18 protein-coding genes and 2 tRNA genes are annotated in these 16,595 nt (G+C 58.4%); 10 read left to right on the top strand and 10 right to left on the bottom strand.

Features of this window, described 5'->3' with window-relative positions; all coding sequences use genetic code 11:
* Positions 1-3 precede the first annotated feature (3 nt).
* Entirely contained in the window at positions 4-1,167 is a 1,164-nt protein-coding gene (locus tag L63ED372_RS05120) for an efflux RND transporter periplasmic adaptor subunit (RefSeq protein ID WP_062404045.1), read from the bottom strand.
* 85 nt (positions 1,168-1,252) lie between these two features.
* Between L63ED372_RS05120 and L63ED372_RS05115 the strand changes: the two genes are divergently transcribed.
* Together L63ED372_RS05115 and hpnD are read left to right on the top strand one after the other, a co-directional pair.
* Positions 1,253-2,329: a phytoene/squalene synthase family protein gene (locus tag L63ED372_RS05115; RefSeq protein WP_062404043.1), complete on the top strand. Its 1,077-nt coding sequence runs from the start codon at positions 1,253-1,255 to the stop codon at positions 2,327-2,329.
* Positions 2,330-2,360: 31 nt separating this feature from the next.
* Positions 2,361-3,200: a presqualene diphosphate synthase HpnD gene (gene hpnD, locus L63ED372_RS05110; RefSeq protein WP_062404041.1), complete on the top strand. Its 840-nt coding sequence runs from the start codon at positions 2,361-2,363 to the stop codon at positions 3,198-3,200.
* Here the strand turns inward: hpnD and L63ED372_RS05105 are convergent, their stop codons facing one another.
* Together L63ED372_RS05105 and L63ED372_RS05100 are read right to left on the bottom strand one after the other, a co-directional pair.
* Positions 3,201-3,851, bottom strand: coding sequence for a glutathione S-transferase family protein (locus tag L63ED372_RS05105; RefSeq protein ID WP_062404039.1), 651 nt, complete (start codon positions 3,849-3,851; stop codon positions 3,201-3,203).
* Positions 3,852-3,861: 10 nt separating this feature from the next.
* The gene (locus L63ED372_RS05100; protein ID WP_062404037.1) at positions 3,862-4,569 is read right to left on the bottom strand and encodes an HAD family hydrolase; all 708 of its coding nucleotides are present in this window, start codon (positions 4,567-4,569) and stop codon (positions 3,862-3,864) included.
* Positions 4,570-4,588: 19 nt separating this feature from the next.
* Between L63ED372_RS05100 and hemH the strand changes: the two genes are divergently transcribed.
* From hemH to L63ED372_RS05085, 3 genes are all read left to right on the top strand, one after another.
* The gene (gene hemH / locus L63ED372_RS05095) at positions 4,589-5,677 is read left to right on the top strand and encodes a ferrochelatase (RefSeq protein WP_062407655.1); all 1,089 of its coding nucleotides are present in this window, start codon (positions 4,589-4,591) and stop codon (positions 5,675-5,677) included.
* A 63-nt stretch (positions 5,678-5,740) separates the two neighbouring features.
* Positions 5,741-5,817, top strand: a tRNA-Pro gene (locus L63ED372_RS05090).
* Positions 5,818-5,898: 81 nt separating this feature from the next.
* Positions 5,899-5,975, top strand: a tRNA-Arg gene (locus tag L63ED372_RS05085).
* A 20-nt stretch (positions 5,976-5,995) separates the two neighbouring features.
* On the opposite strand, the gene fliS is transcribed toward L63ED372_RS05085, so the two are convergent.
* The 7 genes from fliS to flhA form a co-directional block, all read right to left on the bottom strand.
* A complete protein-coding gene (fliS, locus tag L63ED372_RS05080) occupies positions 5,996-6,418 on the bottom strand; it encodes a flagellar export chaperone FliS (protein ID WP_062404035.1) in 423 nt (140 codons plus the stop codon).
* A gap of 88 nt (positions 6,419-6,506) precedes the next feature.
* Positions 6,507-7,175, bottom strand: a complete 669-nt coding sequence (locus L63ED372_RS05075; protein WP_197275324.1) for a hypothetical protein — start codon at positions 7,173-7,175, stop codon at positions 6,507-6,509.
* Between the two features lie 15 nt (positions 7,176-7,190).
* Positions 7,191-7,700 (bottom strand): hypothetical protein, encoded by a 510-nt coding sequence (locus L63ED372_RS05070; RefSeq protein WP_231624567.1) that lies wholly within the window; start codon positions 7,698-7,700, stop codon positions 7,191-7,193.
* A 57-nt stretch (positions 7,701-7,757) separates the two neighbouring features.
* On the bottom strand, positions 7,758-8,396 hold the full coding sequence (gene fliA / locus L63ED372_RS05065) for an RNA polymerase sigma factor FliA (RefSeq protein WP_231624566.1): 639 nt from the start codon (positions 8,394-8,396) through the stop codon (positions 7,758-7,760).
* A 77-nt stretch (positions 8,397-8,473) separates the two neighbouring features.
* Positions 8,474-9,298 carry a MinD/ParA family protein gene (locus tag L63ED372_RS05060; protein WP_062404029.1) on the bottom strand — a complete coding sequence of 275 codons (825 nt, stop codon included), beginning with the start codon at positions 9,296-9,298 and terminating at the stop codon, positions 8,474-8,476.
* A gap of 1 nt (position 9,299) precedes the next feature.
* Complete coding sequence (locus L63ED372_RS05055) at positions 9,300-10,733, bottom strand: hypothetical protein (RefSeq protein ID WP_062404027.1); 1,434 nt, start codon at positions 10,731-10,733, stop codon at positions 9,300-9,302.
* A gap of 6 nt (positions 10,734-10,739) precedes the next feature.
* Positions 10,740-12,857 carry a flagellar biosynthesis protein FlhA gene (gene flhA / locus L63ED372_RS05050; RefSeq protein WP_062404025.1) on the bottom strand — a complete coding sequence of 706 codons (2,118 nt, stop codon included), beginning with the start codon at positions 12,855-12,857 and terminating at the stop codon, positions 10,740-10,742.
* On the opposite strand from flhA, the gene L63ED372_RS16485 reads away from it, so the two are divergent.
* From L63ED372_RS16485 to fliN, 5 genes are all read left to right on the top strand, one after another.
* Positions 12,760-13,068: a hypothetical protein gene (locus tag L63ED372_RS16485; RefSeq protein WP_197275373.1), complete on the top strand. Its 309-nt coding sequence runs from the start codon at positions 12,760-12,762 to the stop codon at positions 13,066-13,068. The two genes, flhA and L63ED372_RS16485, sit on opposite strands and share 98 nt — an antisense overlap.
* A gap of 149 nt (positions 13,069-13,217) precedes the next feature.
* Positions 13,218-14,624 (top strand): flagellar hook-length control protein FliK, encoded by a 1,407-nt coding sequence (locus L63ED372_RS05045; RefSeq protein WP_062404023.1) that lies wholly within the window; start codon positions 13,218-13,220, stop codon positions 14,622-14,624.
* Between the two features lie 24 nt (positions 14,625-14,648).
* Complete coding sequence (locus L63ED372_RS05040) at positions 14,649-15,230, top strand: flagellar basal body-associated FliL family protein (RefSeq protein WP_062404021.1); 582 nt, start codon at positions 14,649-14,651, stop codon at positions 15,228-15,230.
* A 30-nt stretch (positions 15,231-15,260) separates the two neighbouring features.
* Positions 15,261-16,259, top strand: a complete 999-nt coding sequence (gene fliM / locus L63ED372_RS05035) for a flagellar motor switch protein FliM (protein WP_231624565.1) — start codon at positions 15,261-15,263, stop codon at positions 16,257-16,259.
* Positions 16,260-16,278: 19 nt separating this feature from the next.
* Positions 16,279-16,590, top strand: a complete 312-nt coding sequence (gene fliN / locus L63ED372_RS05030; protein ID WP_062404017.1) for a flagellar motor switch protein FliN — start codon at positions 16,279-16,281, stop codon at positions 16,588-16,590.
* The last annotated feature ends 5 nt before the right edge of the window (positions 16,591-16,595 follow it).

Raw genomic sequence — 16,595 nt, 5'->3', positions numbered from 1 at the left:
AAATCACCGAGGGGCAGAAGCCGAAGCGGCGGGTGCAGGCGCGGGTGCAGGCGCGGGTGATGGCGGAGCACCGTACACCGTCACCTTCTGACCAGGCGACAACACATGCACCCCGGCGCTGACCACTTTTTGCCCAGGCTTGAGCCCCGAGCTCACCACCACCTCGTTGCCATCGACCGGGCCCAACTGCACCGCTTGGCTGTTGACCGTCATGCTGGCTTCATCCAGCACCCAGACCGCTGTGCCCTGCCCCTCTTGGCGCAAAGCGCTGGTGGGCAGTTTGATGGCCGATGCCACCGCACTGGACAAGCCGGGCGCACGCACATTCAAAGTGGCCCCCAAAGGCAAGGCCCCGCCCACACCTGGCGCCAGCGCCAGCTTGACTGCATAAGTGCGCGTGACCGGGTCGGCACTGGCCGCCATTTCGCGCACCGTACCCCGCACCATCTGACCGGTGCTCAGCACCGTGGCCTGCATGCTCTGCCCCAACCGTATCGCCATGATGGCCGACTCGGACACAGCAAACACCGCATCGCGCGGACCGTCGTGGGCCAGTCGCACCACCGGCTGACCGGCAGACACCACCTGCCCCACTTCGGCCTCCACAGCGGTGATCACACCCGCATGGCTGGCCGTCAAACGCGCGTAGCCTGTCTGATTGCCCTGCGCCTGCGCCTGCGCTTTGGCTTGGTTCAAGGCCGCCTCGGCCGCCTTCAGGCTGGCCTCGCGCCGCTCCAATTCAGCACCGCTGATGAAGTTTTGCTCTTTCAGTGCCTCAAAGCGCTTGAATTCGGCCGCGGCCAGATCGCGTTGACTTTGCGCGGCACTCACCTGGGCTTGGGCGGCTTGCGCGGCCAACTGAAAATCCTGCGCATCCACCAGGGCCAGCAATTGACCCGCGGCCACACGTTGACCCGGCTCGGCGGGACGCTGCACCAGCTTGCCCCCCACCCTAAAGCCCAAGCGCGACTCCACACGCGCCCGCACCTCGGCCGCGTACTCCCCACCCAAGTTCAGATCGCTGCCCGCCACCGTGATCAACTTGACCGAGCGCAGCGGCTCTAGCGGGGCTTCGACCTTGGAACATGCCACCAAAGTCGTCACAAAGGTGGCAAGCGCGCACAAACTAAAAACCCGCCGGGCGGCGAGTGGTTTCAAAGAGGGCATGGGAAATCCAGAAAATAATAATGACTGACTGGTTAGTAATCTATTCAAACCGACCCGACCTGTCAAGCGACAATAGGGATTGACCATGATCAAGCCCCCCCCATTTCAGCCAGCCCGAACGCGCCCGGGCCTGAGTGCGGCCCAGCGCCAGCTGCTGCGCCATGTGTCGCGCTCGTTCGACCTGTCCATCCGCCTCTTGCCCCAAGCACTGCAAGCCCCGGTGGCCATCGGCTACCTGCTGGCCCGTGCCACCGACACCGTGGCCGACACGACCGCCCTGCCCTTGGATGAGCGTCAGGTGTTGCTGGACCTCATGTCTGAGGCCATCGCCGCACCGAGCACCTCGGTCCCAAAAAGTCACGAGCTCAGCCGCCTGACCCAAGCCTTTGCCGCGCAACAAACCGATCCGCACGAACGCGCCCTGATGCAGGCCCTGCCCCAATGTCTGCCGCTTTTGTTCAGCCTGTCTCAAGCCGACCAGGCCAGCGTGCGCCAGGTGCTGGGCCACATCACACAAGGCCAACAGCTGGACATGACCCGCTTTGGCCCCGGCCTGCACGCTTTGCAAACCGAAGCCGAGCTGGCCGAGTACACCTGGCTGGTGGCCGGTTGTGTGGGCGAATTCTGGACCGAGTTGTGCGGCCGCCACTTGCCCGGCTACAGCCTGCTACCTCAAGAAGAAATGATGCGCATTGGCCGTTCCTACGGAATGGGCTTGCAACGCCTGAACATCATCCGCGACGCCGGGGCCGACCTGGCTGCCGGTCGTTGTTACTGGCCTGTGGAAATCTTGGCGCAGGCGGGCCTGACCCCGGCCCTGCTGGCGCAAGCGACCAAAACCCCACATACTGACACCCTGCATGCACTGGCCCCGCTTTACACCCAGTGGTTAGAGAACACCCAAGCACAACTGGCCGATGGCATGCGCTACGCCTTGGCACTCAAGCCCCTGCGCCTGCGCCTGGCCAGCGCCTTGCCGGCATTGATCGGTGCACGCACCGTGGCGCTGCTGCGCCAAGCCGGGCCCGCAGCCTTAAACCAGCGCGTCAAAATGCCGCGCCACGAAGTGCATGCCCTGCTCTGGCGCATCGCCTTGGGCCTCGGGTCTGCTGACGTTTTGCAAAAAGAATATCGCAAATTGTCCGGCAAACCCCTGCCCTGATCTAGCGCTTTGAATGCGAGAATCCCAGCCCATGAGCCCGCAAGACTACGTCCAGCAAAAAGCCGCCGCCTCGGGCAGCAGCTTTTATTACGCCTTTTTGTTTTTGCCCCCCGAGCGGCGTGCGGCCATCACCGCTTTTTATGCCTTTTGCCGCGAAGTGGACGACGTGGTCGACGAAATCAGCGATCCCAGCGTGGCCGCCGCCAAACTGGGTTGGTGGCAAAAAGAAGTGCAACAAGCCTACGCAGGCCAGCCCACCCACCCGGTCATGCACGCGCTCATGCCCCACACCCAACCCTTTGGCATCGAAAGCCGCCACCTGATGGCCGTGATCGAAGGCTGCCAGATGGACCTGAACCAGACCCGTTACCTCGACTTTGCGGGCCTGTCCAAATATTGCCATTTGGTGGCCGGCGTGGTGGGGGAAGTCGCTGCCCGCATCTTTGGCCAAACCGCTGAAGCCACCACCCAGTATGCGCACAAACTGGGCCTGGCCTTTCAGATGACCAACATCATCCGCGACGTGGGCGAAGACGCCATGCGTGGGCGCATCTATTTGCCGCTGGACGAGCAGCAGCGCTTCGGCGTCAAAGCGCAAGACCTGATGCAACGCACCTACTCCGACAACTTCACCGCCTTGATGAAGTTCCAGACCGAACGCGCCCACGCCCTGTACGACGAAGCGCTGGCCCTGCTGCCTAAGGCCGACCGCCGCGCCCAAAAACCCGGCCTCATGATGGCCAGCATCTACCGCACCTTGCTGCGCGAGATCGAAGCTTCGGGCTTTCAGGTGCTGCACCAGCGCATCGCACTGACACCGCTGCGCAAGCTGTGGCTGGCGTGGAAGATGCAGGCGCTCGGGCAATTCTGATCACTTCATGGCCCGTGCCTGAGCCTGCGCGGGCCGATCCAGACAAACTTTGAGCCAGCTCGACACCGCCGGGTATTGGGCCAGCAACGCAGCCGCAGGGCGCACCCAGCTGGCCACGCTGGCCACACACACATCGGCCACGGTGAAACGGTTGGCCGCCAAGTAAGCCTCGCCTTTGGCGTGCTGGGCTTGCAGGTGTTTCTCCAGCACGGCCAGTGGCACTTTCAGGCGGCTCTCGGCCTTATCCGCCAGCTCGGGCTTGCGCTGGTCCTCGGGCATGGCCATGCGGTGCATCAGCACCGTGAGCGCATCCGCCTCCAACTCAGACACTGTCCAAAAACTCCAACGCAAGGCCTCGGCTTCTTCGCGGGGCGAAGCCGGTGCGATCGTTTGGCCATCGGCTTTGCCGTGGACACGGGCGATGTAGAGCGCGCAAGCCATGCTCTCCCACACGGTGATGGCGCCCTCGGCACGCTCGTCGATCAGGACTGGAATATGGCCATTCGGGTTAACCGCCAAAAACTCGGGCGTGCGGGTTGCGCCACCCGCGTAGGGTGTGGAAATGAGGTCAAACGGCACACCCAACTCCAAAGCCGTCCAGATGGGACGCGCAGCACGCGATGGGCCAATGCCGTAAATTTTCAAGGTCATGTCGGTCTCCTCAGGGTTGGTAATCAGGCCAGCTGGCGCACAGCGCGTGCAAGTCTCGCACGTCCAAATGCGGGCGCATGTCGCCATGGGTCCATTCATGGCCTTCGCGGTTGAGCCAGGCCACTTGCATGCCCGCGGCCAAAGCGCCCACACAGTCGGCGTGGGCGTCGTCACCAATGTGCAGCACCTCGTGGGGCTGCACGCCAGCCGCTGCGGCGCCCGCCACAAAAATGCGCAAGTCCGGCTTGGCCACGCCCAGCGACTGGGCGCTCACGCTGGCATGAAAGTGCTGGCCAATGCCCACACGGTGCACGTCGGCATTGCCATTGGACAGCGCCACCACCGGCATGCGCTGGCTCCAAAACGCTAACGCAGGCAGCGCATCGTCAAACAAATCCACCCGTTGGCGCTCGGCAAAAAACACCTCAAAAGCCGCTTCGGCCAAGTCCACGGGCTCCCCGGCTTGATGCAGCAAGGCGCGGATCGACTCCCGGCGCAAAAACGACAAATCGTGCGCCCGGTCGGCATGGCGGGCGTTGATCTCGGCGCGAACGGCTTTTTTGAGCTCGGCGTCGGCCGATAGCGCGGCCGCACCGGGGGCGTGGGTGCTCAACCAAGTCTGTAAAACCACCTCGGCACGGCCAATCGTGGGCCAAACGGGCCACAATGTGTCGTCCAGATCGAGGGTAATGGCTTTGATTCGGGAGATATCAATCATGGTGGTGGGAGAATACCGTATGGCATTTCAACAAGAACCCTCCTTCCAGCATGGTCAGGCCGCCCGCACCGCGGTGCTGTACTGCAATCTGGGCACGCCCAGCGCCCCCACCGCCCCAGCCTTGCGCAAGTACTTGGCCGAGTTTCTGGGCGACAGCCGCGTGGTCGAGATCCCCAAACCCATCTGGTGGCTGATCCTGCACGGTATCATCTTGCGCGTGCGCCCGGCCAAATCGGCCGCTAAATACGCCAGCATCTGGACCGAGCAAGGCTCGCCCCTCAAAGCCTTCACCGAACAACAGGCCCAATCTTTGGGCACAGCCCTGCAAGAGCGTGGCCACCACGTCGCGGTACGTTACGCCATGCGTTACGGCCAGCCGTCTGTTCCCGAGCAACTGAGCGCCCTGAAGGCCGAAGGCGTGCAGCGCGTGCTGATCGTGCCCGCCTACCCGCAGTACAGCGGCACCACCACGGCCAGCGTTTTCGACGCGGTGTACCGCTGGGGCCTGAAAACCCGGCTCATCCCCGAGATGCGCTTTGTCAACCACTACCACGACGACCCGCGCTACATTGCCGCACTGGCCCAAACCGTGCGCGAACACTGGGCCACCCACGGCCGGGCCGAGCAACTGGTCATGAGCTTTCACGGTGTGCCCGAGCGCACTCTGCAGCTGGGTGACCCTTATCACTGCGAATGCATGAAAACCGGCCGCTTGCTGGCCGAAGCACTGGGCCTCACCAAAGACCAATACAAACTCACCTTCCAGTCCCGCTTTGGCAAGGCCAAGTGGCTCGAGCCCTACACCGAGCCCACCTTGGTGGCCATGGCTGGTCAAGGCGTGAAAAAAGTCGATGTGATCTGCCCAGGCTTCACCAGCGACTGCCTGGAAACATTGGAAGAGATCCAGCAAGAAGCCCAAGAAGCGTTTTTGCACGCAGGCGGCGAAAGCTTCAGTTACATCCCCTGCCTGAACAACAACGCCCAATGGATCGCTGCGCTGGCTGACATCAGCATGGACCACATGCAAGCTTGGGATTTGTCAGCACCTGATGCCAACGCCTTGGCGGCCAGCCGAGCGCGCGCTTTGGCGCATGGTGCCAAAAACTAAGGAGGATTTTTTTGACAGCCACCCCGGATACACGTGCATTTGGGGGTTAGAATACTTTTCAGTCGGAGCGTAGCGCAGCCTGGTAGCGCATCTGCTTTGGGAGCAGAGGGTCGCGAGTTCGAATCCCGCCGCTCCGACCATTTTTCACAATGCCCAACCAGCGCATTGAAACGACACCCCCATCAAAAAAGGCCCTTCATGGGCCTTTTATGTTTCTTCTTCTGCCCGTAGCTCAGTTGGATAGAGCAACAGCCTTCTAAGCTGTGGGTCACAGGTTCGATTCCTGTCGGGCAGGCCAAAAGGCCTGCGTCATTCATTTCAATTGGGGTAGTGTGTACGGCGGTTGGTGTCGGACAACAAACTGGGCAATGTTTGCCAAGCCTGGGAAATATCGATCACCAAAGTCTTCACCTCTTGCAAGGCCTGCAGGTCGTTGTGGGCGTTGATGTGGAAGAGTCGGCGGGTCATGTACGCATACAACTCGTTCAAATTTTGCGCCAATTCACCGCCGCGCTCGAAATCCAGAGCACCCTGCAAACCCACCACGATGCGTCCTGCACGGGCCAAGGCTTTGGACTTCTCTTCGATGGCATTGTTTTGAATGTGGCCTGTGGCGGTGGCCAGGCTTTCCAGCAAACCGTCAAAAAGCATTTGGATCAACTGGATGTTGTCAGCGGTGGCTACGCCTGTCACGACCTGAACAGATCCGTAGCTCTCAGCAAATTTTGAATAAGCGCGCATGAATGAAATCCCTTGAATACTTCAGTACTGAGGGAATCGGCAGACCACTCGAAAACTTGAGGCCTGTTCACCGACAGGCCTGAAAAAATCAAAGTCTGTTCAGCTTGGGCGTGGATTTGGTCGCATCAGGCAAGCCGATGGGGGTGTCATAACCCCCTTCTGCAGAGGACATGGCCGAGTCAGAAGCAGACAAGGGCATGAGCCAATCCGACAAGGGGCTGCTGGTGTCCAAATCGGTTTTACCCAGCAAATACAGACCCGCCTCGTCCATCGAGGCCCGAATGGGGCCCCACTCAGATTGAGGGGTCTCGGCGGCTTTGAAGCCACATTGGTACAGGGCGTTGGCCTGCGCCGAAGGGATCCAGGACTCCACCTGGCCCTTGGCGGTGGTGATGAATCGGCTGTTTTTGGGCTCGCCTGGCAAGCCCCTGATGGCATCCTTGAAGCCATCTTGATAGAGGGCTTCCATGTGCTTGGTCAAGACCACCTGGTAGATGTTGCGCAAATTGGCCCGGCCATCGGGATCGAGCCCTTCGGCCGAACGACCCGTCATGGCATCCCACAACTTCTTGCCGCTCAGACCCATGAAGGGATCGGTGGGCACAGTGGGCACCGTGGTTGCTGGTTTTTCACCCAGGGTGATCATCATCTTGCGGGTTTCTTTTTCGATCGCGTTGACCTTGTCGATCAAATAGATGACCATCACCAGGATCAACAGGAGCCCAACGGCAATCAAGGCATTGACCAGGGCGTCCACCGCAATCTCCCGGCCTCAAGGGGCTTCAGAAGAAGGGTCACCAGCGTTTTGACCCTCATTGTGTTCAGCCGCTTCGGCTGCAGCTTGTTCGGCCAACTCCTCACGCAAGAAAGTCAAAGCCTGAAAGGGTTCATCCAAGCGCAAGTCGTAGCGACTGATCTGATTGGCCAAGGCTTGCATGGCCTCGATGGCCTTGGGCGCTGGCAGCTCCGCCTTTTGGTACCGAGCACCCAAACCAAAGGCTTCGATCACGTAATCTTCCGGCAAATATGCGTAGACATCGGAATCACCCGTGCGGATTTTTTGGAATTTGGAGGGTGTCGGCGCTTCAGGCATGGGTTTACCCGCCTTCAGTGACAAGCTGACCAGTTCTTGCCAAGCAGCGGTTTGCTCTGCGCCGGCAATGAATGTTTTGTCCAAGTGCGCACGACAGAGCATGCCCATGCGCATCCGCAAGCTGCGTGCTTCTCGTGAATCGGATTCGATCGAGGTCACCTTTTCATAAGCGGCGACTGCACGCTTCATTTCATCAGCAGGGTTGTTTCGATTGAAAAGATTGAACATCAGGGAATCTCAGCGGATTTAAGCAAGTTGTAGATTTTGACGTAATTTTTTCACAACAGTGGACAGAATTTGGCTGACACGGGATTCACTGACCCCCAGAACTTCACCAATTTCCTTCAGGTTCAACTCCTCTACATAGTAAAGGTTCATGACCAATCTTTCACGCTCAGGCAATTGATCAATGGCCTCCACCACGGCTTCCATGAACTCAGCCTCTTCCACCATGACCTCCGGTTGCATCGCGCTGTCGCCGGGCATGCTCATGACCTCGTCATTGACCACTTCCATGGAGAAGGTTTCAAACCGTTTGGCTTGACCGCGCTCTTTGTGGAATTCCTCGATGTCCTTGCCCATGAATTCGGCCAATTCCACTTGCGTGGGGGCGCGGCCCAGCTCGGCCGCCAAGACGTGAACAGCCTCGTTTTCATTCTTGTTGAAGGCCACGGCGGAACGCGGCAAAAAGGATTGCCTGCGCACCTCATCCAAAATGGCGCCCCGCACGCGGCTCAAAGCGAAATGCTCGAAGACAAAACCCTTTGTAGGATCAAAAGACCGTGCGGCCTCAATCAAACCGACCATTCCGACCTGCACCAATTCATCCAACTCCATGAACGGCGGTAAGCGCGCTTTCAGATGGACAGCCACGCGCTTGACCATGGGCATGTGCGCCATGATCAGGGCTTCTTGGGGGTTACCCACCTCTTGGTAGAGTGAAACGTTACTGACCATGTTGATTACCGGTCTGTGGGGACACGTAGCATGCGTTCCATGAAGAACTGCATTCGACCCGAAGCGTGCTCTATGGGAGGCAATTGGTCCAAGGCGTGCGCCAGACCCCGAAAATCACGGGCAGCAGAGCTGCCAGGCGCGTATTCCAAGACCGACTTGTACTTGCGCAATGACTGCAAAACCAACTCATCGGCTTCAATGGAATGCAAGAAACGGATGGAAATACCTAAAAACCGCGTGCAGACATCATTCAAGCGGCGATACAGCTGCCGCCCTTCCTGAGCGCTGTTGACCATATTGGGCACCAGGTAAATTTCGTCCAGCGATTGCTCGGTGGACATGACCTTGATCAGGCCATAGGCATCGGCAATGGAAGCGGGCTGATCGCAGACGACCACAAATCGGCGCTGACAGGCCGACATGAACTCCAGCACGGCAGGCGCAATACCCGCCGCCACATCCACGACCAAGTAATCGACCGGCTCGTCCAAGGTGTCAAACGCGTGGATCATCGTCGCAATTTGCTGGGTATCCAAGGCGGCAATATCACGCAAGCCCGAGGCGCCTGGCACCAGTCGAACCCCTTGCGCGGTGGTGATCATCACCTCTTGCAGGGTTTTGCTGCCATTGAGCACATGGCTGATGTTGAACGGCGCATGTGCACCCAATGCAATTTGGGCATTCGCCATGCCAAGGTCAGCATCAAGCAGCATGACTTGGTGACCTTGCATTGCCAGCGCTACGGCCAAATTGATGGACACTGTGGTTTTACCCGCGCCCCCTTTGCCGCTGGCAACGCCGATCACCTGTGGAAATTTTTTCTTATCCATTTCATGCCGCAAGGGTGGTGGTTTCAGCTTTGACCGTACGCGAACGAGCACGGGCTTTGGTGGGTTGTACAGATTCGGTGGAAGCGGTCTTGCTGGTCCTTGTCTTGCGGGTGGGCTTGATCTCAGGGACTGGCACTGTCGCATGACCGACCAGCGGGAGCATGCCATAAACAGGCGAAAGCGCCAAAGTCAGCAAACGCTGGGGATCCAGTGACACCGGGGCAGCGTTGGTTTGGTGTCCTTCAGACACAGCAGAAACTGGCAATTTTGTATCACACAGGCCTTGAATCAACGGCCAAGGATGGGCCGCTTCGTCCATTTTGGTCAACATCAGAGAAGACCATGGAATTGGCGAATTTTGGAATATTTTTTGCACATTTGTCACTGTAGCATCAACTGGCAAGACCGCATGCAAGGCGATGCCTTGCTTTTGCTGCAAAAGCTGAAGGGCATTGGCGATGAAATCGATGCCCGGGGTGTCGATCCAAATGGTGTGGCCCTGAAGCTCGTCCAGCAAAGTGCGCAGCACCGACACATCGGCAGCCCGGAAGCAACGTGCACCGGCCTGTGCGGCCAACAGCTGTATTTGCGACCAAGCGCCTGGACGCTGGTCAGCAAAGCTGATCATGACCTGTTGCTCCGCCCCGTGCGCCTGGGCCGCGGCATAGGCCAAGCGACCCAGCATCGAGGTCTTGCCTGATCCGGTGGGGCCACACAACACATGCACGCCCTGGTCGGGCACTGCAACGGCTTTCGGTTGAAGGGCGCCCATCAATGTGCTCCCCATCACGGGCCAGGCTTCCTCCAGACTCTCGAGGTGCGCGATGCCATCGGTCAGCAAGGCACGCATTCCCGTTGGGATGCCCGCCTCGGCCATGGCAACGGTCAATTTCTGGATTTCAGGATGCTGGCCCGAGACGGGTTGCCAAACTTGCATTTGCCGAGACAAAGCAAATTCCTTGCGCAAGGCGGCCATCTCTTGGCGCAACAAATCCACAATTTCATGGTTTCGCTGCTGCTCATAGGCCAAGACGGCAGCCTCTGCAACCGGGGGCACGAGTTCGGCCATCGCCACAGAGGGGGGCAATGGCGGGAGGGTCGAATCGACACGGGCCGCGTCCACCACTGGCGAAGTCTCTTCGTTATCGGGAGAAGTTGACATCAGCTGGCCACTGTTCGCTTGCTGAAACACTTGAGAAAAGGGTGTGAACTCCACACTTTTGGATGGACCGCCGGTCGCACAATCGCTCTGGGTCAAAGACAAACCGTCGGCGGCTTCGTTGACCGGTGACACACACACATCCACCGCCACAATCAATTCGGTTTGCTGGTCCACGCGCTGGGTCGAAATGATCAGGACGTCAGGACCATAAAGTTGAATGGCCTTTTCATTGGCGGAGCGGCTGTCACGGGCAAGGATACGTTTGAGTTCCATGATTCATCAGGCCTTATTCACTGAAGGATTGTTGCGAGGATCGGCTTGGACGGTGTTGATCACCTTGACGGCCTGGTCATCCGGAATTTCGCTGTAGGACAGTACAGTCAAGTCATTGACTCGGTAGCGCACGGCACGCGACATCCAGGGACGGATGGAGGGCGAGACCACCAAGACCGCTGGCAAGCCCTGCTCTTCTGTGGAGCGGGCACTTTCGCGCAACGCGGCAAACAAACTCTCTGCCAAACTCGGCTCGAGCACCATGCCGGCAGCGTTGGTGTTTTGCTGCAACACGTTGTGCAGCAGCTGCTCCAGTTGTGGATCCAGCGTCAGCACGGACAAGGTGTCTTTGTTTTCCAGCAAGCTCTGCACGATCATGCGGCCGAGCTTGGGGCGCACCAATTGGGTCAATTGTTCAGGGTCTTGGGTGCGACCACACACCTCGGTCAAGGCTTCCACCACAGTGCGCATGTCACGAATGGGGACCGACTCCTGCAACAGGTTTTGCAAGGTGCGTGTCACCACACCCAAAGACAGCTTGCCGGGCACCAACTCTTCCACCAACTTAGGGGACTTGGCGGCCAATTTGTCCAGCAACTTCTGGGCTTCGTCGTGGCTGAGCAGCTCGGAGGCGTTGTCACGCAACACTTTGTTCACATGGGTGGCGATCGCCGTGCTAGGGTCCACCACGGTGTAACCCAAAGCCCGGGCCTGATCCCGCCAGGCCGGCTCGATCCAGACAGCCTCCAGACCAAAAGCTGGCTCTTTGGTGGGTTGACCTTCCACACGACCGTAGACTTTGCCGGGATTGATGGCCAACTCACGGCCCACTTTGACTTCACCACGACCACGCACCACTCCGTTCAAAACGATGTGGTAGGTGTCGGGCTCCAAATTCAGCGCATCGCGAATTCGCACGGGCTGCACCAGAAAACCCAACTCCGCAGACAACTTCTTGCGCACCCCCTTGATGCGGGTCATCAACTGCCCACCCGACTCCACATTGACCAAGGGAATCAAGCCGTAACCAATTTCCAAACCGATCAGGTCCACCTGCTCCACGTCATCCCAGTCCAGCTCTTTGGGGCCATCATTGGCGGGCAAAGCCGGAGCGGCCGACGACTGCTCGAGCAGCATTTGCTTGCGCAGGATCATGAAAGCCAAACCGGCCGTAGCGGCCGCCAGCGTCAGAAAAACCAGATGCGGCATGCCCGGCACCAGACCAATGATCGTCAAAATGCCTGCGGTGATGAACAAGGCCGGCACATTGGACAGCTGAGTCGAGGCCTGCTCGGTCATCGACTCCGAGGTGGTCACCCGGGTCACAATGATGGCGGTGGCCAGAGACAAGAACAAGGAAGGGATCTGCGCCACCAAGCCGTCACCAATGGTCAGCAGAACGTAAATTTTTGCTGCCTCGGCAAAGGGCAGATTGTGCTGGCCGATGCCGATGGCCAAACCACCGACGATGTTGATGATCAAAATCAACAAGCCCGCAATAGCGTCACCACTGACGAACTTGGAGGCACCGTCCATGGAGCCGAAGAAATCTGACTCTTGCGCCAACTCTTCCCGACGTTTCTTGGCCGTTTCCTGATCGATCACGCCGGCATTCAGATCGGCATCAATCGACATTTGCTTGCCCGGCATGGCATCCAAGGTGAATCGGGCATTGACCTCAGAGACGCGGCCCGCGCCTTTGGTCACCACAAAAAAGTTCACGATCATCAAGATCACGAAAATGATGAAGCCGACCACATAGTTGCCCGCGATCACAAACTCGCCAAACGCAGCAATCACCTTGCCCGCCGCCTCTGGGCCTTCGTGGCCATTGACCAACACCACACGGGTGGAGGCCACGTTCAAAGCCAAGCGCAGCATGGTGGCGAACAACAAGACGGAAGGGAACGACGAAAACTCCAAAGGCTTACGTGTGCCGATGGCGATCATGATCACCACCAGGCCAATCATGATGTTGAAGGTGAACAAGATGTCCAGCAACAACGGTGGCAAGGGCACCACCAGCATGGCCATGATCATGAGAACCAGAGCAGGCAAGCCCAATCCTGCGAAATCAAATTTCGAAAGATTCTGTCGGATCGCTGACAGGGTCAATGTGTTCATGGTGAAAGGCGTTCTGACATTGGGAAAACGGGTCGGTGTGTGGATTTCTCAAAACGATGAAGCAAGGCCCGTGCCAAAGGTTTCGACACCTCCATTCACGGCGACGCCAAAAGGTCTCGATTTCTGGCCAAAGCTGGTGCGCAAATTGCTCAATCCATACCCAAGCAGTTTCAGACGGCAAAAAAATGCCGCCCATGTTTTTCCCGTTTGAACCCGTTCATACCCCCTTGAAATGCCAGGCCAATGACCATCACGCCAATCGACCTCAATCCCAGAGCAGACAATCCCGCGAAAATTGATACTTTAGAGATCAAAAATGATCCATCAACCGGGCCGATTGGCCCGGGATTTGGGCAAGTCATGAACCAGCTGCGCCAAGCGCAGCAGGACACTGGCGTTTCGAGCACCCTCCAGGACGCCACAGCAAGCGATGAAGGCACGCTGTCCAGTGGGCAAGAAATGGCCGCAGGCGTGCAAGACATGTCCCTGCTCTTTAACGTTCACAACCCTGAAATGGACAGCTGGTCACTGAAAGCCGTCAATTTGGGCCCCACCCTGAATGTGATCACCCCAGCACAAGCCGCGCCAGATGCACAAAGCCTGGAGGCATTTGCCCGCTCGCAAGGCCTGGATGAAAACGCCGTGCAGTGGCTCTTGGGCAAGCCTGGGGACACCTTGACCCCTTCGGTGCTGCAGCCATCAGGGGATCTGGGTATCCCAGCTTCCAGTGCCGCTGGATTGAGTGCCATTCAGGGCGCGGGCTTGAACTTTAAAACGGCAGGACCCATCGTGCCCTCGGGCAGCCCTAAAGCAGTGGAAACACAACTCGGCCCAGCGCTGGGCGAGCCTGCACCACTTCCCCCAGCGGGCTCGATGGCCACATTGCCGCCAGCCAATTCAGCTTTCACCACCGGCGCCGCCCTGTGGGCCTTGGCACTGAACGAGGACGCCAAACCTGTCGCCCCCGCCACGCGCCCTGTCAATGACACAGAAAGCGCTGAAGCCGCCGCCATCCAAATTCAGCTCATGCGACAACCCACGCCGGCAGCGGTCTGGATGCTTCGCAGCGCAATGCCCCTGGAGGTCAAATCCGACCGGGCCAACGCCATGCCCTCCATCTCGGAGAGTGAGCTGGACCTCGGCGCGGAATTCAATCCTGAATTGGTGGACGGCCTCATGGCAGGTCTCGAGACCACGTCTGCCCCTGGGCCCATGGCCAGCACTGCCCATCCCGGCGCCATGTCTGGCAGCAGGCCAGAAGCCCCGTTGACTTTAGCGGCAGGTCCGAACAACACGGAGACAGCGCAGAGTGCAGGATCGGATGCCGCCGAACGCAGTGAAAACATCCAGAACTTGGCCGAAAAAATGGGACAAGCCGTCGGAAAACGCATGCTGACGGAAATGGAAAAAGGGCAATGGCACCTGAAACTTCAACTTCGACCGGCCACTCTGGGCCACATCGAGGTGGAAATGCGCATGTTGAGCGGTCAATTGGATGCGGTGTTCAATGCGCCCCAAGCGCTCACACGCGAACTGCTCCAAGAAGGCATGACTCGGCTGAAGGAGACCTTGAACCAAATGGGCATGGATGTTGCTTCAATGCAGGTCAAGGATGGTCAAACTCGACAAAATGGCGGGAAATCGACACCCAATCAGGCATCAAAATCGACTGATTTGGTAAATAATGATTCAAAATCGACAAATTCACCGATCATCACGGTCGCTCGACACAAAATGGGCGAAGATGGTTGGGATGTGTTGGTTTGACGCTCCACTATCCAAGGAATCACCATGGCAGACGAAGAAATTGAAGTTGAAGGCAAAAAGAAATCACCCCTGATCAAGATCATCGTGATCGCAGTGGTGGCCTTGCTGTTGCTGGTCGGCACTGCCGTTGGCACGATGTTCGTCACGGGCTTTTTCGACAAGAAAGACACCAGTGCAGCCGAACAGGCGCTCAAAGACCTTGAAAAAGGTGCTGCCGAAGGCAAGGGCGCGGCCAACGAGGCATCCGCGCCACAAAAGAAAGCCAAGGAAAGCCCCGAACTGGAGCGCTTTGAAAACAGCTACATGGAGTTGGAAAAGCCCCTGGTCTCCAACTTGACCAACACCCGCAAAGTGATCCAGCTGAACCTGGCCATCATGACCCATTACGACGAGCGTGTGTTCAAAAATGCCAAAAAGCATGAGTTCGCGCTGCGCTCAGTGGCCCTGGATGCCATGCGCCAAATGACCGAAGCCGACTTGGCCAAACCTGAGTTCCGCAAAGAGTTGGCCGCCAAAATTCGCGAAGAGATGAATGCTGTGCTTCAAAAGTACGAGGACTTCGGCGGCATTGAAGAGGTTTTTTTCACCAGTTTCGTGGTTCAGTAAGCCTTGAACGTCTGACCGATATCACTGAACATGTCTGATTCTCAAAACCTGCTGTCTCCAGAGGAACTGGCCGCCCTGTCGGCCAGCTTCAACGATGGAAGCATGGAAGTCGACACGGGCTACAACCTAGACGTCCAAGTTCGCAAACACGATCTGGCCGCAGAGGACAGCAGCCTGGGGGTGAACGTCGCCTCGCTGGACATGATCAACGAGCGCTTCATCCGCATGTTCCGCTTGGGCATGTTGGAGGTGCTGCGCACGAGCCCCCGGGTCAACCCGACACGGGCGCAAATTGTGCGTTTTGGCGACTACATCAAGGAACTCAAGGCCCCTTTGTCCGTCAACATCATCCGCATGGCCCCTCTGCGGGGTTATGCCATGGTGGTGATTGACCCGACCGTTGTATTCAGCTCTTTGGACAGTTTTTTTGGTGGGTTTGGTCGTGGTGTGGGGCAACTCCCGCCCGGTCGGCTGTTCACGCCCACCGAAGCGCGGATCATCAAAATCATCCTGCAAGTGTTCTTTCGCTCCTTCAAGGAAGCCTGGGCACCGGTCACGCCGATCGAATTCGAGCATGTGAGCTCAGAGATCAACCCCCAATTTGCCCAGATTGCCGACGAGAACGACCTGGTTGTTCTCAGCCGCTTCGAGTCCGACGCCAACAGCCAAGGTCAAGGCTTCATTGACATGGTCATCCCCTACGTGGCACTCAAACCCGTGCGTGATGTACTGCGAAGCCGCGTACAGACAGGTGATGGCAATGAAGAGTCGGACAAAGTCTGGCGGAGCCAGCTGGCCGATGCGGTGCGCGACGCAGAACTCGAAATTCAGATCTTGCTGGGCAAGCTCAGCTTGTCCCTGCATCAACTACAAACCATGCAGCCCGGTGATGTTCTGCCCTTCAAAAAAGCAGACTCGGCCAGGGCCATGATCCAGGACATGCCCGTCTACGAGGTCGAAGTGGGCGCAATGGGGAGCCAAGTGGCGGTCAAGATCACCCACGCCATCAGCCCCACTGTCCAAGAATGAACCGCATTGAGGAGCACCCATGAACGACATCACCAACGACACCGAGTTCACGCCGGAAATGGGCGACAAAGGACAGATCCACGCCGATGTGCTGCAAAACATCCCGGTCACCCTCTCCATCGAAGTGGGCCGGGCCGTGATCAAAATTCGCGACCTGATGCGCCTGACCCAAGGCAGCGTGGTGGAGCTTGACCGCATTGCCGGCGAACCCTTGAACCTGCTGGTGAACAACACCGTGGTGGCCCAAGGGGAAGTGGTGCTGGTCAACGATCGGTATGGCATTCGATTGACCCGCGTGGTGCCCGCCTCCGAGCGGTTGGAAAACCTCTGACCCCC

Origin of the sequence: Limnohabitans sp. 63ED37-2, from assembly GCF_001412535.1 — a bacterium.
Classification (GTDB): Bacteria; Pseudomonadota; Gammaproteobacteria; order Burkholderiales; family Burkholderiaceae_C; genus Limnohabitans_A.
This window is presented reverse-complemented; position numbering and strand designations above follow the sequence as displayed.

Excerpts from the sequence above, each read along its gene's own strand:
- hpnD (WP_062404041.1), top strand. The coding sequence starts at position 2,361 with ATGAGCCCGCAAGACTACGTCCAGCAAAAAGCCGCCGCCTCGGGCAGC.
- L63ED372_RS05045 (WP_062404023.1), top strand. The coding sequence starts at position 13,218 with ATGAACCAGCTGCGCCAAGCGCAGCAGGACACTGGCGTTTCGAGCACC.
- L63ED372_RS05105 (WP_062404039.1), bottom strand. The coding sequence starts at position 3,851 with ATGACCTTGAAAATTTACGGCATTGGCCCATCGCGTGCTGCGCGTCCC.
- L63ED372_RS16485 (WP_197275373.1), top strand. The coding sequence starts at position 12,760 with ATGGCCATGATCATGAGAACCAGAGCAGGCAAGCCCAATCCTGCGAAA.
- fliS (WP_062404035.1), bottom strand. The coding sequence starts at position 6,418 with ATGCGCGCTTATTCAAAATTTGCTGAGAGCTACGGATCTGTTCAGGTC.
- fliA (WP_231624566.1), bottom strand. The coding sequence starts at position 8,396 with ATGGTCAAGCGCGTGGCTGTCCATCTGAAAGCGCGCTTACCGCCGTTC.
- L63ED372_RS05115 (WP_062404043.1), top strand. The coding sequence starts at position 1,253 with ATGATCAAGCCCCCCCCATTTCAGCCAGCCCGAACGCGCCCGGGCCTG.
- hemH (WP_062407655.1), top strand. The coding sequence starts at position 4,589 with ATGGCATTTCAACAAGAACCCTCCTTCCAGCATGGTCAGGCCGCCCGC.
- L63ED372_RS05055 (WP_062404027.1), bottom strand. The coding sequence starts at position 10,733 with ATGGAACTCAAACGTATCCTTGCCCGTGACAGCCGCTCCGCCAATGAA.
- L63ED372_RS05070 (WP_231624567.1), bottom strand. The coding sequence starts at position 7,700 with ATGAAGCGTGCAGTCGCCGCTTATGAAAAGGTGACCTCGATCGAATCC.
- L63ED372_RS05100 (WP_062404037.1), bottom strand. The coding sequence starts at position 4,569 with ATGATTGATATCTCCCGAATCAAAGCCATTACCCTCGATCTGGACGAC.
- fliM (WP_231624565.1), top strand. The coding sequence starts at position 15,261 with ATGTCTGATTCTCAAAACCTGCTGTCTCCAGAGGAACTGGCCGCCCTG.
- L63ED372_RS05040 (WP_062404021.1), top strand. The coding sequence starts at position 14,649 with ATGGCAGACGAAGAAATTGAAGTTGAAGGCAAAAAGAAATCACCCCTG.
- flhA (WP_062404025.1), bottom strand. The coding sequence starts at position 12,857 with ATGAACACATTGACCCTGTCAGCGATCCGACAGAATCTTTCGAAATTT.
- L63ED372_RS05120 (WP_062404045.1), bottom strand. The coding sequence starts at position 1,167 with ATGCCCTCTTTGAAACCACTCGCCGCCCGGCGGGTTTTTAGTTTGTGC.
- fliN (WP_062404017.1), top strand. The coding sequence starts at position 16,279 with ATGAACGACATCACCAACGACACCGAGTTCACGCCGGAAATGGGCGAC.
- L63ED372_RS05060 (WP_062404029.1), bottom strand. The coding sequence starts at position 9,298 with ATGGATAAGAAAAAATTTCCACAGGTGATCGGCGTTGCCAGCGGCAAA.